The organism is Vibrio sinaloensis (assembly GCF_023195835.1).
GTDB lineage: Bacteria > Pseudomonadota > Gammaproteobacteria > Enterobacterales > Vibrionaceae > Vibrio > Vibrio sinaloensis_C.
In genome coordinates, this window is the sequence record NZ_CP096199.1 from 2,180,097 (window position 1) to 2,194,407 (window position 14,311).

Annotated in this window: 13 protein-coding genes; 5 read left to right on the plus strand and 8 right to left on the minus strand. The window is 49.5% G+C overall.

Annotated elements, in window-relative coordinates; all coding sequences use genetic code 11:
- Nucleotides 1–109 precede the first annotated feature (109 nt).
- Nucleotides 110–4,006 (minus strand): phosphoribosylformylglycinamidine synthase, encoded by a 3,897-nt coding sequence (gene purL / locus MTO69_RS09895; RefSeq protein WP_248328810.1) that lies wholly within the window; start codon nucleotides 4,004–4,006, stop codon nucleotides 110–112.
- A 331-nt stretch (nucleotides 4,007–4,337) separates the two neighbouring features.
- Here purL and mltF point away from each other — a divergent pair, with 331 nt between their 5' ends.
- The gene (mltF, locus tag MTO69_RS09900) at nucleotides 4,338–5,894 is read left to right on the plus strand and encodes a membrane-bound lytic murein transglycosylase MltF (RefSeq protein WP_248328812.1); all 1,557 of its coding nucleotides are present in this window, start codon (nucleotides 4,338–4,340) and stop codon (nucleotides 5,892–5,894) included.
- Nucleotides 5,895–6,100: 206 nt separating this feature from the next.
- The gene (locus tag MTO69_RS09905) at nucleotides 6,101–6,238 is read left to right on the plus strand and encodes a hypothetical protein (protein WP_248328814.1); all 138 of its coding nucleotides are present in this window, start codon (nucleotides 6,101–6,103) and stop codon (nucleotides 6,236–6,238) included.
- A 46-nt stretch (nucleotides 6,239–6,284) separates the two neighbouring features.
- Here MTO69_RS09905 and tadA read toward each other — a convergent pair whose 3' ends face one another.
- Entirely contained in the window at nucleotides 6,285–6,842 is a 558-nt protein-coding gene (gene tadA, locus MTO69_RS09910; protein ID WP_248328816.1) for a tRNA adenosine(34) deaminase TadA, read from the minus strand.
- A gap of 8 nt (nucleotides 6,843–6,850) precedes the next feature.
- Nucleotides 6,851–7,720, minus strand: coding sequence for a LysR family transcriptional regulator (locus tag MTO69_RS09915; protein WP_248328818.1), 870 nt, complete (start codon nucleotides 7,718–7,720; stop codon nucleotides 6,851–6,853).
- A gap of 168 nt (nucleotides 7,721–7,888) precedes the next feature.
- Between MTO69_RS09915 and MTO69_RS09920 the strand changes: the two genes are divergently transcribed.
- A complete protein-coding gene (locus MTO69_RS09920) occupies nucleotides 7,889–9,013 on the plus strand; it encodes an S-(hydroxymethyl)glutathione dehydrogenase/class III alcohol dehydrogenase (protein WP_248328820.1) in 1,125 nt (374 codons plus the stop codon).
- 71 nt (nucleotides 9,014–9,084) lie between these two features.
- Nucleotides 9,085–9,930: an S-formylglutathione hydrolase gene (gene fghA / locus MTO69_RS09925; protein WP_248328822.1), complete on the plus strand. Its 846-nt coding sequence runs from the start codon at nucleotides 9,085–9,087 to the stop codon at nucleotides 9,928–9,930.
- 47 nt (nucleotides 9,931–9,977) lie between these two features.
- On the opposite strand, the gene MTO69_RS09930 is transcribed toward fghA, so the two are convergent.
- From MTO69_RS09930 to MTO69_RS09950, 5 genes are all read right to left on the minus strand, one after another.
- Nucleotides 9,978–11,537, minus strand: coding sequence for an AbgT family transporter (locus tag MTO69_RS09930; protein WP_248328824.1), 1,560 nt, complete (start codon nucleotides 11,535–11,537; stop codon nucleotides 9,978–9,980).
- A gap of 281 nt (nucleotides 11,538–11,818) precedes the next feature.
- Nucleotides 11,819–12,214, minus strand: coding sequence for a type IV pilus modification PilV family protein (locus MTO69_RS09935; RefSeq protein ID WP_248328826.1), 396 nt, complete (start codon nucleotides 12,212–12,214; stop codon nucleotides 11,819–11,821).
- Nucleotides 12,207–12,647, minus strand: coding sequence for a hypothetical protein (locus MTO69_RS09940; RefSeq protein WP_248328828.1), 441 nt, complete (start codon nucleotides 12,645–12,647; stop codon nucleotides 12,207–12,209). Before MTO69_RS09940 ends, MTO69_RS09935 begins: the two co-directional genes overlap by 8 nt.
- On the minus strand, nucleotides 12,647–13,282 hold the full coding sequence (locus MTO69_RS09945; RefSeq protein ID WP_248328830.1) for a pilus assembly protein PilW: 636 nt from the start codon (nucleotides 13,280–13,282) through the stop codon (nucleotides 12,647–12,649). The genes MTO69_RS09940 and MTO69_RS09945 overlap by 1 nt, the downstream gene beginning before the upstream one ends.
- Nucleotides 13,273–13,770: a pilus assembly FimT family protein gene (locus tag MTO69_RS09950; protein WP_248328832.1), complete on the minus strand. Its 498-nt coding sequence runs from the start codon at nucleotides 13,768–13,770 to the stop codon at nucleotides 13,273–13,275. Before MTO69_RS09950 ends, MTO69_RS09945 begins: the two co-directional genes overlap by 10 nt.
- Before the next feature lie 106 nt (nucleotides 13,771–13,876).
- Here MTO69_RS09950 and MTO69_RS18880 point away from each other — a divergent pair, with 106 nt between their 5' ends.
- Nucleotides 13,877–14,305 (plus strand): type IV pilin protein, encoded by a 429-nt coding sequence (locus MTO69_RS18880; RefSeq protein WP_282567522.1) that lies wholly within the window; start codon nucleotides 13,877–13,879, stop codon nucleotides 14,303–14,305.
- The last annotated feature ends 6 nt before the right edge of the window (nucleotides 14,306–14,311 follow it).

The window sequence follows — 14,311 nt, forward strand, 5'->3', positions numbered from 1 at the left end:
TTTCAAGTTCCTAGAAAATAGTCCCTAGACTAATAAAAAGCGCAGACCTTTCGATCTGCGCTTTTCAATTTTCTAGCGACTAGATTCTAGTCAACTAGCAACTAACTCATTAACCCACATTCTTACGTGCGTTTTGGAACATACGCATCCATGCGCCGTTCTCACCCCAACCTTCTGGAGACCATGAGTTCGCCACCGTGCGGAATACACGCTCTGGGTGCGGCATCATGATAGTGACACGGCCATCTTGAGTTGTTAGGCCAGTAATCGCGTTTGGCGAACCGTTCGGGTTGTTCGGATATTGCTGCGTCGCGTTACCGTGGTTATCCACGTAACGAACCGCTACTGTCCCTGATGCTTCAATCGCCGCTAAGTGGTCTGCATCACGCACCTCTACGCGGCCTTCACCGTGAGAGACGGCGATTGGCATACGAGACCCAGCCATACCATCGAAGAATACAGAGTCAGACTTCTGAACTTCTACTAGGCTAAAGCGAGCCTCAAAACGCTCAGATTCATTGCGAACGAAACGTGGCCATAGCTCTGCACCTGGGATTAGCTCTTTCAGGTTTGATAGCATCTGACAGCCGTTACATACACCTAGTGAGAAGGTATCTTCACGCTTAAAGAAGCCTTCGAACTGGTCACGCGCTTGCTCGTTGAACAAGATTGACTTCGCCCAACCTTCACCCGCACCTAGTACGTCACCGTAAGAGAAACCACCACAAGCCACTAGGCCTTGGTACTCTTCTAGCACTGCTTGCCCAGTTAGGATATCGCTCATGTGAACATCGGTCGCTTCAAACCCTGCACGGTCAAACGCTGCGGCCATTTCAACATGAGAGTTCACGCCCTGCTCACGCAGAATTGCCATTTTAGGTTTTGCGCCTTTAGCAATAAATGGCGCGGCGATATCTTCATTTACATCGAAGCTCAGTTTAACGTTCAGACCTGGGTCAGAGTTGTCTTTTTTGGCTTCAAACTCTTGGTCTGCACACGCTGGGTTGTCACGTAGCGCTTGCATTTTATGTGTGGTTTCAGCCCAGATAGTGCGTAGTTCAGTACGGTTACGCTCAAGAACTACTGTCTCACCAGAAGTAATCACTAGTTCATCCGATGCTTCAACAGTGCCAATAACATGAGAACATGCCTCAAGGCCGTTCGCCGCTAATGTTGAAAGTACAGCGTCTAGGTCTTGGTTCTTCACCTGAAGTACCGCACCTAGCTCTTCATTGAATAGTGCTGCTAGTGTGTCTTCGCCCAGTGCTTCAATGTTCGCTTTAACACCACAGTGACCGGCGAATGCCATCTCTGCAAGTGTAACCAACAGACCGCCATCGCCCTTATCGTGGTAAGCCACAACTTGATCGTTCGCTACAAGAGTTTGAACGCCTTGGTAGAAACCTTTTAGCTGCGCTGCGTTGTCGACGTCTGCTGGCTTGTCACCAAGCTGCTTGTAAACCTGCGCAAGTGCTGTTGCACCTAGACGGTTTTGACCGTTACCTAGGTCGATAAGAACTAATGAAGTGTCGCCTTTGTCAGTACGTAGCTGAGGAGTAATTGTCTTGCGCACATCTTCAACACGAGCAAACGCTGTGATGATTAGAGATAGCGGAGACGTCACTTCTTTCTGCTCACCGTTCTCTTCCCACTTGGTCTTCATCGACATTGAGTCTTTACCCACAGGGATAGTCAGGCCAAGTGCTGGACATAGCTCTTCACCCACCGCTTTCACTGCTTCGTAAAGACCTGCATCTTCACCTGGGTGGCCCGCTGGAGACATCCAGTTTGCAGACAGTTTAATGTGTTTAATATCACCGATGTTGGTCGCGGCGATGTTGGTGATGGCTTCACCCACCGCGAGACGCGCTGAAGCACCGAAGTCTAGTAGAGCAACTGGTGTACGCTCACCCATCGACATCGCTTCACCGTGGTAAGTGTCGTAGCTTGCCGCGGTGACTGCGCAGTTAGCGACAGGAACCTGCCAAGGGCCAACCATTTGGTCACGCGCCACAAGCCCCGTCACCGTGCGGTCACCGATAGTGATTAGGAATGTTTTTTCTGCCACCGTTGGCAGACGTAGAACGCGGTCTACCGCTTCATTTAGCTCGATACCGTCACGGTTAACCGCTGGGTTGTTCGCTTTTAGCGTTTTCGCATCACGGTGCATCTTAGGTGTCTTGCCAAGCAGCACATCCATTGGCATGTCGATTGGCGTGTTGTCGAAGTGTGAATCTTCAAGTTTCAGTTCACGCTCTTCTGTTGCGATACCTACGACAGCGTACGGTGCACGCTCGCGCTTACAAATCGCATCAAATGCGTCCATGTTTTCTGGCGCAACCGCAAGCACGTAACGCTCTTGAGATTCGTTACACCAGATTTCTAGTGGGCTCATGCCTGGTTCGTCGTTTGGTACATCACGCAGTTGGAAGATGCCGCCACGCTCACCATCATCGACCAGTTCTGGCAGTGCGTTAGAGATACCACCCGCGCCCACATCATGGATGAATGCGATTGGGTTTGCTTCACCTAGCTGCCAACAGCGGTCGATCACTTCCTGACAGCGACGCTCCATTTCTGGGTTTTCACGCTGTACTGATGCAAAATCGAGATCTTCTGCTGATTGACCTGATGCCATAGAAGAAGCCGCACCGCCACCAAGGCCGATGTTCATTGCAGGACCACCAAGAACGATTAGGCTTGCACCGACTGGGATCTCTTTCTTCTGCACGTGCTCTTCACGAATGTTACCCATACCGCCGGCAATCATGATTGGCTTGTGGTAACCACGCACCTCTTCACCGGCGTGAGAGTTGACTTTCTCTTCGTAAGTACGGAAATAACCCAAGAGGTTTGGACGACCAAATTCGTTGTTGAACGCCGCGCCACCTAATGGGCCTTCTAGCATGATGTCTAGCGCGTTAACAATGCGACCTGGCTTGCCGAAATCGGTTTCCCATGGCTGTTCGAAACCAGGAATACGTAAGTTAGAAGTGGTGAAACCAACCAGACCTGCTTTTGGCTTGCCACCAATACCGGTTGCGCCCTCGTCACGGATTTCGCCGCCCGACCCCGTAGAAGCGCCCGGCCATGGAGAGATAGCGGTTGGGTGGTTGTGCGTTTCCACTTTCATCAAGATGTGCGCTTTCTCGTGGCTGTAACCGTACTGGCGAGTTTCTGGATTCGGGAAGAAACGCCCCACATCAGAACCAACCATGACCGCAGCATTGTCTTTGTATGCAGACAGCACGTTATCTGGCGTCACTTCAAAGGTATTTTTGATCATTTTAAACAGAGACTTCTCTTGCTTGACGCCGTCGATAGTCCAGTCTGCATTAAAAATCTTATGACGACAGTGCTCTGAGTTTGCTTGAGCAAACATCATTAGCTCAATGTCGGTTGGGTTGCGTTCTAGCTTAGTTACGAATGCATCGTAAAGGTATTCGATTTCGTCATCCGCGAGCGCAAGGCCTAGGGTAACGTTTGCGTTTTCAAGCGCAGCGCGGCCACCAGCGAGTAAATCCACATCCGCTACTGGCGCAGGCTCAGCAACTTGGAACAGAGCTTGAGCCGAATCGAAGTCAGTGAACACCACTTCCATCATGCGGTCGTGCAAAATGGCTTTAAGCTCCACAAGTTGAAGCTCAGACAGCTCGCTTGATGTTTCGATGTAGTAAGCGGTACCACGCTCTAGGCGTACCACTTTATCTAAGCCACAGTTATTGGCGATATCGGTCGACTTAGAAGACCAAGGAGAAATAGTGCCCGGACGAGGGGTAGCAAGAAGCAGTAGACCTTCTGGCTCGTGCTCTTCAATTGTTGGACCGTAAGTCAGGAGTTTTTCTAGTTTTTCCACTTCTTGATCGTCAAGATCCGCTGATAATTCAGCAAAGTGAGCGAACTCGGCGTAGATGCCAGTCACTGGCAGATTGAGTTCACGACAAAGCTCTAGAAGCTTGTTAACACGAAATTCAGATAGAGCTGGGGAGCCACGAAAAATTCTCATGTGCTTAGGTCTCTTATGCAATTGGTTAAGGTCTAATGACCTGAGGTGATATTGGAATAAATTCAGTGGGTTACTGTATTTTCTTCGAAGCTATTCCCGAAGGTTTCTCAAACCTATGCCGATTCCACCTCTGTGTTTGCGAGCGCATTATAAAGCAAATGTTTTTGTGATGTAACACCAAAAGCAACCGTTTGCGTCATTTTTTTTGTCAATTTTGAAATACAGCAAAAATCCAAAAGTGGGATCGCTTACCCCGAAGCGGGCGGGTTTGGCTTGCCTTGTTATACCACTTTGATATAAATGCCCTATTCAATGCGTGAGATTGTCGTGAATGAAAGAGCATTACCTTAAACCGCTTAAGTCGTTCAGTATGCTGGTATTTAGCGTGCTGCTGTTATCGGGCTGTCAAATTGAGTCTGAGCCGAAAAGCGAGCTCGAGCAGATAAAAGAGCGTGGCGTGTTGCGCGTGGGCACACTCAACAACCAGCTCTCCTACTATATCGGTCCCGATGGCCCTGCCGGCCTAGACTATGAGCTGGCGCGTGAGTTTGCCAATGAGCTCGGGGTTCAACTTGAAATGAAGCCCGCTTATCGCATATCTAGCCTCTATCCGGCGTTAAGACACGGTGAAATCGACATCATCGCAGCGGGCTTAACCCAGTCTCCAGAGCGATTGCGTGCCTTTCGTCCTGGTCCTGCTTACTACTACGTTAGCCAACAGTTGGTCTACAAAAAGGGCAACTGGCGCCCACGTAACATTGAGCAGCTTCTTGACAGACAAGCGCAATTGATTGAAGAGAACGATGGCGAGGATGTATTGCGCATTGTCAGTGACTCGCACTTCAACCAAAGCTTGGCTGAAATTCAGGCCCAACACAGTGAGTTTTCTTACGATATCGACCCTAATGCCGACGTCAACGATTTGCTCAAGGCGGTGTCTGAAGGCGAGCTGCGCTTTACTGTCGCCGACTCGGTTGAAGTCTCGCTGTCTCAGCGTATCTACCCCGACATTGCCTTAGCCTTTGAGCTCACCGAAGACCAACCGATTTCCTGGTTTTTACGCCGTTCACAAGATGAGAGTCTGTATGGTTTGTTGATTGAGTATTTTGGTAGCGTTAAGCAGTCAGGCCACCTTGCCTCACTGGAAGAAAAGTACATTGGCCATATCAGTAGCTTTGATTACGTCGACACACGCGCTTTCATTCGAGCACTGGATTCGAAACTGCCTAAATGGTCACCGCTGTTTAAAAAATACTCCGACGAGTTTGATTGGCGCTTAGTCGCAGCACTGGCCTATCAAGAATCGCACTGGAACCCACGCGCTAAGTCGCCAACAGGGGTGCGCGGCATGATGATGCTCACCCTACCAACGGCGAAAAGTGTGGGGGTAACCAATCGCCTTGATCCTGAGCAATCGGTGCGCGGGGGGGTAGAATACCTACGGCGTATTGTTGGCCGAATTCCCGATTCGATAGAGCAACACGAAAAAATCTGGTTTGCGCTCGCTTCGTACAATGTCGGCTATGGCCACATGATGGATGCCCGTCGCTTAACCAAGAAACAAGGGGGCAACCCTGATGCATGGTCTGACGTTAAAGATCGTCTGCCGTTGCTGCGACAGAAAAAATACTACAGTCAAACTCGCTACGGCTTTGCCCGCGGCGACGAGGCGCGTAACTATGTCGAAAACATCCGTCGCTACTACCAAAGCATCATCGGCCACGTTGAGCAACAATCGGCTGACGATCAAGACGTCAACATCGATGATCTTGCGGTTATCGAATTTGCCGAAGAGATGGATGAGAGTGAAGAAATGGAGCAGGAACTCGCGCCAGAAAATGAGCAACAAAGTGAACAAGAAACTGAGCAAGAGGTCGTCGAGCAATAGCCTCTAATTGGCGCGTTGACGCTTTCATTCACGACGCACTTGACTTATTCACCGGAAAGCCATACAAAATAGCGTATTCCTGATAGGTGACCAAGCTTGTCAAAGCAGCAAATCTCATAAATAGAGCATCATTAGTCTCTATTTATCAATTGCCTAGATAAGCTTTTTCGCTCAATCTTATTTTCACTACCAGAGGAGGTTGTTTTATGCTGAGACGTAAATTGCAGTCAAAACGCCTTAACAAAACCGTTGCTGCTAACCGTCGTAAACGCATGATCAGCAACAACAAGAAAAAGGTGATTGCCCGTCACCGCGCATTCATGCAGCTCATCGCTGCTGCATAGCTATCGACAGCAAACATCTTAAATCTAAGATGTTTGCTCAAGCCCTTCAGCCCTCGTTATTTTGGCCTTTCTTGGCTTCGTGAGTAGATGTAAAACGCGTCGCCTTCCGTTGGTTCTTTTTCTCTTTGCGTCGACGCTTAAAAAAAGACTGCAGCTGGCTTCGGCATTCATCCTCAAGCAATCCTTGCTCAACGTCTGCGTAGTGATAAGCCGCCTGGTGTTCAAATAGGTTGAGTACGGTTCCTGCTGCGCCTGCTTTTAGGTCTGGCGCACCAAATACAATACGTTTGACTCGACTGTGTAACAACGCCCCCGCACACATGGGACAAGGCTCTAAGGTGACATACAGCGTGGTATCAAGTAGGCGGTAATTTTGCAGTACTTGCCCAGCCTTGCGCAAGGTTTGAATCTCCGCGTGAGCCGTTGCATCATGGTCACCAATGGATTGGTTCCATCCCTCGGCTATGATCTCACCATCTTTAACCAGTACCGCACCCACTGGCACTTCGCCATTCTGCTCTGCCAGTTCTGCCAGCTCCATCGCTCGACGCATAAACTGATGATCTTCGGGGCTAAAAGGCTCTACTTGTGGGACTTCACTCATAACTCATCTCATTTCAGCGCGGTTGATAAATAGTCAATTAACGTGCGTACTTTAGACGTTAACATACGATTTTGCGGATACAGTGCCCATATTCCTTCTTGATTGCCTCGATAAGAGGTCAACACTTCCACCAACTCGCCGGTGGCTAAATAGGGCTGCACATAATAATCGGGAAGTTGCACTATGCCTAACCCTTTTAACGCTGCATCGACCAACGCATAACCACTGTTGCATTGAATCCGTCCTTCGACATGAATCAATCGCTCCGCTCCATCTTGCTCAAAGCGCCAGTAGCTGTTTGAACCCCGTAAACACTGGTGCTGTTTTAACTCAGAGAGCGTATGCGGCTCGCCATGGTGTTCAAGGTATTCGCGGCTTGCGCATGCAAATACATGCCGGTCTAGCAGCTTGCGCGCCATCATAGTGGAATCTTCAAGCTTGCCTAAACGAATCGCCAAATCATAGCCCTCTTGCACCAGATCCAAGCGTTGATTGGACAGAAACAGATCCAGTTCGATATGCGGGTATTGCAGCAAAAATTCGTGCATCAAGGGGGCAAGGATCTGTTCGCCAAAAGTGACGGGAGCGGTCATTTTGATTCGCCCAGTTGGCGTTGCTTGTAACTGAGTCACTGCGAGCTCGGCCAACATGAGCCCCTCAACTAAGGGCTTACAATGCTGGTAATAAGTCGCGCCCGCTTCGGTCACTGACACTTTGCGCGTCGTGCGGACAAATAGCTTAACTGCTAGCTTTTTCTCTAATGCATTGATGCGGCGGCTGATATTAGCGACCGATGTCGATAGCTTTTCAGACGCGGCGGTAAAGCTTTGAGTTTCGACCACAGCAACAAACTCAGTGATTCCATCCCAATCTGCCATCTTTAATCCAATTTATTACATTATCGTAATAGTTTATTGCACAATCACGTAATTATCATCAAATAAGAAATAAATATACTGTTGCAGTCGAATGCAAACGGCCGCCAGTGAACTAGGCTTAGTGACATGGCCGTTGGCTCTAACTCTGACCTCTACATAGGAATGATCATGACTGAACAATTTATTAAATCGCGCGCGGCGGTGGCTTGGGGGCCAAACCAACCACTAAAAATGGAAGAAGTGGACGTAATGCTACCCAAAGCGGGCGAAGTACTCGTGCGTATTGTCGCGACAGGTGTATGCCACACCGATGCCTTTACGCTATCGGGTGAGGATCCAGAAGGGATATTTCCGAGTATATTAGGCCATGAAGGTGGTGGAGTTGTAGAGATGGTGGGTGAAGGCGTTACCAGCGTTACCGTTGGCGATCACGTCATCCCTCTATACACCGCCGAATGTGGCGAGTGTAAGTTCTGTAAGTCGGGGAAAACCAACCTCTGCCAGGCGGTTCGCGAAACACAAGGCAAAGGGCTAATGCCAGACGGCACCACTCGCTTTTACAAAGATGGTCAGCCGATCTATCACTACATGGGCTGCTCAACATTTTCTGAATATACGGTGCTGCCTGAGATTTCACTCGCTAAGGTAAACAAAGAGGCACCACTCGAAGAAGTATGCTTGCTAGGCTGCGGCGTGACTACCGGTATGGGTGCCGTACTCAACACCGCGAAGGTTGAGCAAAGTGACACAGTGGCGATTTTCGGCCTCGGTGGAATTGGTCTCTCCGCCATCATTGGCGCACGTATGGCGGGTGCGAGTCGCATTATCGGTATCGATATCAATGAGAGTAAGTTTGAGCTTGCGAAACAGCTGGGTGCTACCGATCTCATCAACCCACAAACTCTCGACAAACCTATTCAAGAGGTGATTATTGAAATGACCGACGGTGGTGTCGACTATTCATTCGAGTGTATCGGTAACGTCAATGTGATGCGCCAAGCACTTGAGTGTTGCCATAAAGGATGGGGAGAGTCTGTGATCATCGGCGTTGCCGGCGCGGGTCAAGAGATCTCGACGCGTCCATTCCAACTTGTTACGGGCCGGGTTTGGCGCGGAAGTGCCTTTGGTGGCGTTAAAGGGCGCAGCGAACTGCCAGAGATCGTAGAGCGCTATATGGCTGGGGAATTTGGCTTACAAGAGTTTATAACTCACACCATGCCATTGGAAGAGATAAACCAAGCCTTTGACCTTATGCACAAAGGGGAAAGCATCCGCAGCGTCATTCATTACTGATTCACTCCCATTACTCACTAACTCCTCAGGCAGTGCCGCGGCACTGCCTAGTGACACTTCTAGGATCGATCATGACCATAGAAAATATCAGCCAAGCCAAGGTTTTTTCTGGCTTTCACAAACAGTATCAGCATCAATCCCAAGTACTCAACTGCACCATGCGGTTTGCTCTCTTTCTGCCCCCGCAAGCGAGCAAAGACACTCCTGTACCGGTACTCTATTGGTTATCAGGCCTAACCTGTAGCGATGAGAACTTTATGCAAAAGGCAGGCGCCTTTCGCATGGCTGCCAAGTTAGGGATCGCCATCGTGGCGCCTGATACTAGCCCTCGCGGCGAAGGGGTAGCCGATGCCCCCGATGGTGCTTACGATTTGGGGTTGGGAGCAGGGTTTTATGTCAATGCGACACAAGCGCCATGGCAAAGCCACTATCAAATGTACAGCTATGTCGTTGAAGAGCTGCCGCAGCTTATCGAGCAACACTTTCCAGTGAATCAAACCCGCTCGATTTCGGGCCACAGTATGGGAGGTCATGGCGCTCTAATGATAGGGTTGAAGAATAGTCATCGTTACCGCTCAATCTCTGCATTTAGCCCAATCAGTAACCCGATCAATTGCCCTTGGGGACAAAAAGCGTTTAGCCACTATTTGGGCAACGATCCTCAAGCATGGAAAGCGTACGACAGTGTCGAGCTCCTGAAGGCGAACCGAGCAAGTGTGCCTATCTTGGTGGACCAAGGTGAAGAGGATAGCTTTTTGCAACAGCAACTCCAGCCAGAACGACTACTGGCGGCGGCAGAGGAATCTGGCAGTACGGTCAAGCTTCGCATGCAACCTGGTTATGACCACAGTTACTTCTTCATTCAAAGTTTTATCGACGATCACCTCAAGTTCCACGCCTCTTACTTGAGCGACTAAAACAACAAAGCCCGTCACGAGTGACGGGCTTTGTCTTATTGAACAGCTTACATAGTGTAAGTGTATGGCGCTTGAATACCTAGTGGGATACCAAGCATCCAGTATGCGATCAAGAAGATTGACCAGCCAATCAACATCGCAATAGAGAATGGCATCATCAGAGAAGCAAGCGTACCGATACCCGTCGACTTCACATAGCGCTGACAGTAAACCACCACAAGTGGGAAGAATACCATCAGAGGTGAAATGATGTTCGATACTGAGTCACCCACGCGGTAAGCCGCTTGAGAAAGCTCTGGAGAGATGCCCACCGCCATCAACATTGGTACCAAGATTGGACCAATCAGCGCCCACTTGGCGGATGCTGAACCAATCAACAAGTTAACCGCTGCCGTCAGTAAGATCATGCCGATGATGGTCGCTTCACCAGGAAGGTTCATCGCTTTTAGGCCTTCTGCACCATACAGCGCCAGCATAGTACCGATGTTTGACTGCGCAAACGCCGATAGGAACTGAGCACAGAAGAACGACATCACGATGTAGGCACCCATGGTTGACATGGTGTCTGACATGGCTTTAATAATGTCGTTGCTGGTTTTGAACGTACCTGACACTTTACCGTAAACGTAGCCTGGAATAATGAACAGGATAAAGATCAGCGGCACAATCGACTGCATAATCGGTGCAGAGAAAGCGGTAATTTCACCGTCTGGCGAGCGCAGCGCTGAGTTTTCAGGAAGTAGAGCCGCGACCAACAGCGCGATACCCGCCATCATCGCCCATCCTGCATAACGGAACGCTTTCGATTCAATTTCGGTAAACGTGCCTAAGTCAGGTGCCGTTTCAGCATCTTCATCAATGGGCATTTTCGCAAGACGAGGCTCAATGATCTTCTCTGTGACATACCAACCGATCGCGACAATAATGACCGAAGATAGGCCAGTGAAGAAGATGTTCGCTAATGGGTTGACCACGTATTCTGGATCAAGAACGTTCGCCGCTGTTTGCGTAAAGCCAGCAAGAAGTGGATCGATACCAGAAGGAATAAAGTTGGCCGAGAAACCACCCGATACACCAGCAAACGCAGCTGCGATACCAGCAAGAGGGTGACGCCCTGCTGCATGGAAGATGATGCCACCTAGTGGGATAACCAGTACATAACCTGCATCCGCCGCTGTATGTGACACGATTGCCACTAAAATGAGCATTGGTGTCAGTAATTTAGCTGGCGTGAAGTTGAGCATTTTCTTCAGGCCAGTGGTGATAAAGCCCGAAGAGTCTGCGACGCCCACACCGAGCATAGCGACTAATACAATACCCAGTGGAGCAAAACCAGTGAAGGTTTTTACCATGTTCGCAAGGAAGCTTGCTAGAGATTCGCCAGTTAAAAGGTTATTGATTGCAAGAGCTTCACCCGAACGAGGGTTGATAAGGTCAAAACTTACATTTGACAGTAGTGCCGATGCGCCCCAAGTGATGACGAGGGCCCAGAAGAACAAGATAGCAGGATCAGGAATTTTGTTGCCTGCACGTTCAATAAAGTTTAAAAAGCGGTCCATCCCACTCGGCTGTGAAGATGGCGACTGTTTGATTGCTTGGTTACTCATGGTAACTCCATATGTGATGTTGTTGCCTAAGGCTTTTGGCTATTATTATGTCGGCCTATTTCGCCGATCATTCTAATAAATCCCCATCAATAAAGCACAAGGTTCTAAAGGTTTTTCCATGTTTGGAGACATATTTTGCAAAAACGCTATCTACGTGCAACAAAGTCAATACACTCCAACCTGAAAAAACCAAACAAGTTTGAAACGAAATTGCAAAATATAACGTATGCTTGTAGATAAAACCCAACCATCAGCGGCATTGATTATCGAGCCCAGCACCGCTAGCGACTTGAGAGCATCGTCATTAACGACAAAGCGCGAGATTGGCCACTTTGATCTGACCAACGCACAGTGACAATCAAATGTCTTAGCACGATATCTGAATGAGTCACCACTGGCGAAGCCTGCCATTCAAGTGTGTAAGGCGTCTCGCCTATCACCTCACTGCCTGACCGTGACTCGGTAAGTTCAGACCAAGAGATGACACCATCAATACTGCGCGCTTTTAGGTGTTCCAGTGACTGCTCTGCCAGATTCAATGCCGTCATACTTTGCGTTGCGTGAGCCGCTTTCTGCTTCACCATCACCTGCATTTTCGCCAGTCCAAGTAGGGCTAAACTCACCAAGGTGAGCGCCGCCAGCACTTCCATTAAGGTAAAACCGCGCGCCTTACTCAACCGTCCATCCTCCAGCAAGCCAATAAAACTCGGCTGAAAAGTCGGGGTCGGTCACGTCGCGCGGATACGCATAATAACGACTCAACTGAAAATGGCTGTCCACAGCGTAAACTCGGTATGTCTTTGGACTGCGCTGCTCGATAGCCACCTCATCCAGCCGCATCTGGTTGGCGCAGTGTTCGAAGTCCAACACCGGGTTGGCAGCAAACTTCGCCTCCAACTCATGCTCATATTGCCCGACCAAGGCAACGGCACATTCCACTGCGCCTTCTGCCCGCCAGTGCAATTGACGCTGTTTAAGTTCGTTCTGCGCTCGCTTGAACTGATAAAACACGGTTTTCATCATCGCCAAACTGGTCATTAAGGTCACCGCGAGCAGTGCGCTGGTCATCAGTAAGGTAATCGCTCCTCGCGCCGACATCCTATTGTTCATCAGCCGTTCCTCAACCCTATGGTTACTTGTAACTGATGACGTACTTGACTGTCTGCAACCAGCTCAGCCGAAAGTGTCAGTGTGACAACTTGCTTCGTCACATCGTCATTGACCACAGACTGGCTATCAACGGAAAACGCTGTGATGGAGATTTGTTTGGGATTGAAAAGGTTGAAACAGTTACCGTGCCAGCCAGAGATTACCGCTTGAGTAAATGAAGGTGGATGAGGGCGCTCTTTCTCACACAGTAACAAACCGTTGCCCAAGTCTGTTTCCGTTGAAAGTTGATGCTTCAGTACAACACTGCGAAATGCGCGATTGCCTGAAGGCGCAATACGATAGACGTAGCCTAATCGACTCGGGCTTTGCACCGATTTCACCACCACGCTCTCGCCAGCCAAATAGGTGGCATGCAAGCTTTCACCGTTATAGCCTGCTTGCATCATATCGCGCTTAATTTGCAACGCGACGCTGGCTAAATTTTGCACCAGCAGCAACTGCTTGGCTTGCTCTGTGACCAGCTTCTGCCCACCAATCAACACACTGGCGACCATAGCCATCACTGCACTTCCCAGTAAAGTGGCTATCAGTAACTCGACTAAGCTAGTACCGCTCTGATGACAAGCTAACCGCATTCGGGAAATCCGTAATAAGTGCCACCCACGCCACACACCATCACTCGGTTGCCGCCAAATGACGTTGTGAGCTTGAGTTTCGAGTTTGGCTGATGTGCGCTGTAAAAAATCAAACTCCCCGATTTTATCCGTCCCCTGCCACCGCTGAACTTGATTTTATCCGCCGAGTAGGTCCAGCTAAACACCAGTTGCCGATAGCGCTCCGCAGGGAAACTCAGCACCACCTCCCCAGTGTAAGCGCGGCTAGAGTCGCTCAGATTCAGTTGCCAATCAGTCGCCGACGTGCGCTCAATATGCGCCCACAAATCTTGATGACGCCATATTGCCTCGGCTCGCGCTTGGCTCATAAAACCGCTTATTTCATGAGCAAAACTTTGCATCTGTTTATGATCACTCATGGTGGTTAACGACGGCGTAGCCGCACTTAACAACAAGCTGAGGATCGCCAAAACAATCACTAGTTCAAAGAGGGTGAAGCCGCGAGTCATTTCGCACATTTATATGTAAACCAACAAGTTGAGTGAGTTTCATCTTGTTGAAATGCTAACAGCTCTGAACAATAACTTGGCACTAACAAATCAAGGCTGGGAAGCAATGAAAACGGATCACTGCAAACAAAGTATAAGAAAAGTAACTGGGATGACGTTGATCGAACTAATCGTGGTGATGGCGATTGTTGCCTTGCTTGCGAGTATCGCTTACCCCAATTATCAACGCTATTTACTTCGCGCCGAGCGGATTACGGCGCTTGCCGATTTGGCGCTGCTGCAACTCGAGCTAGAGCGTCGCTATCAAACAGACTATCAACAAGCGGCTGAAGGGATACTCTCAGGCCATTACTGCTCTGGGTGTCAAAGCAATACTGATCGCTTTCGACTTGATATCGAAGCCACTGAGACCCGCTATCTGATTCGTGCCACTCCCCTCGCGATTCAACGGCAAGATTCTTGCGGCGAGACTCAGTACCTCAGTTTGACCATGGATCACCTTGGTCAGGCCACTCCTAGCGAGTGCTGGCGATAATCGAGA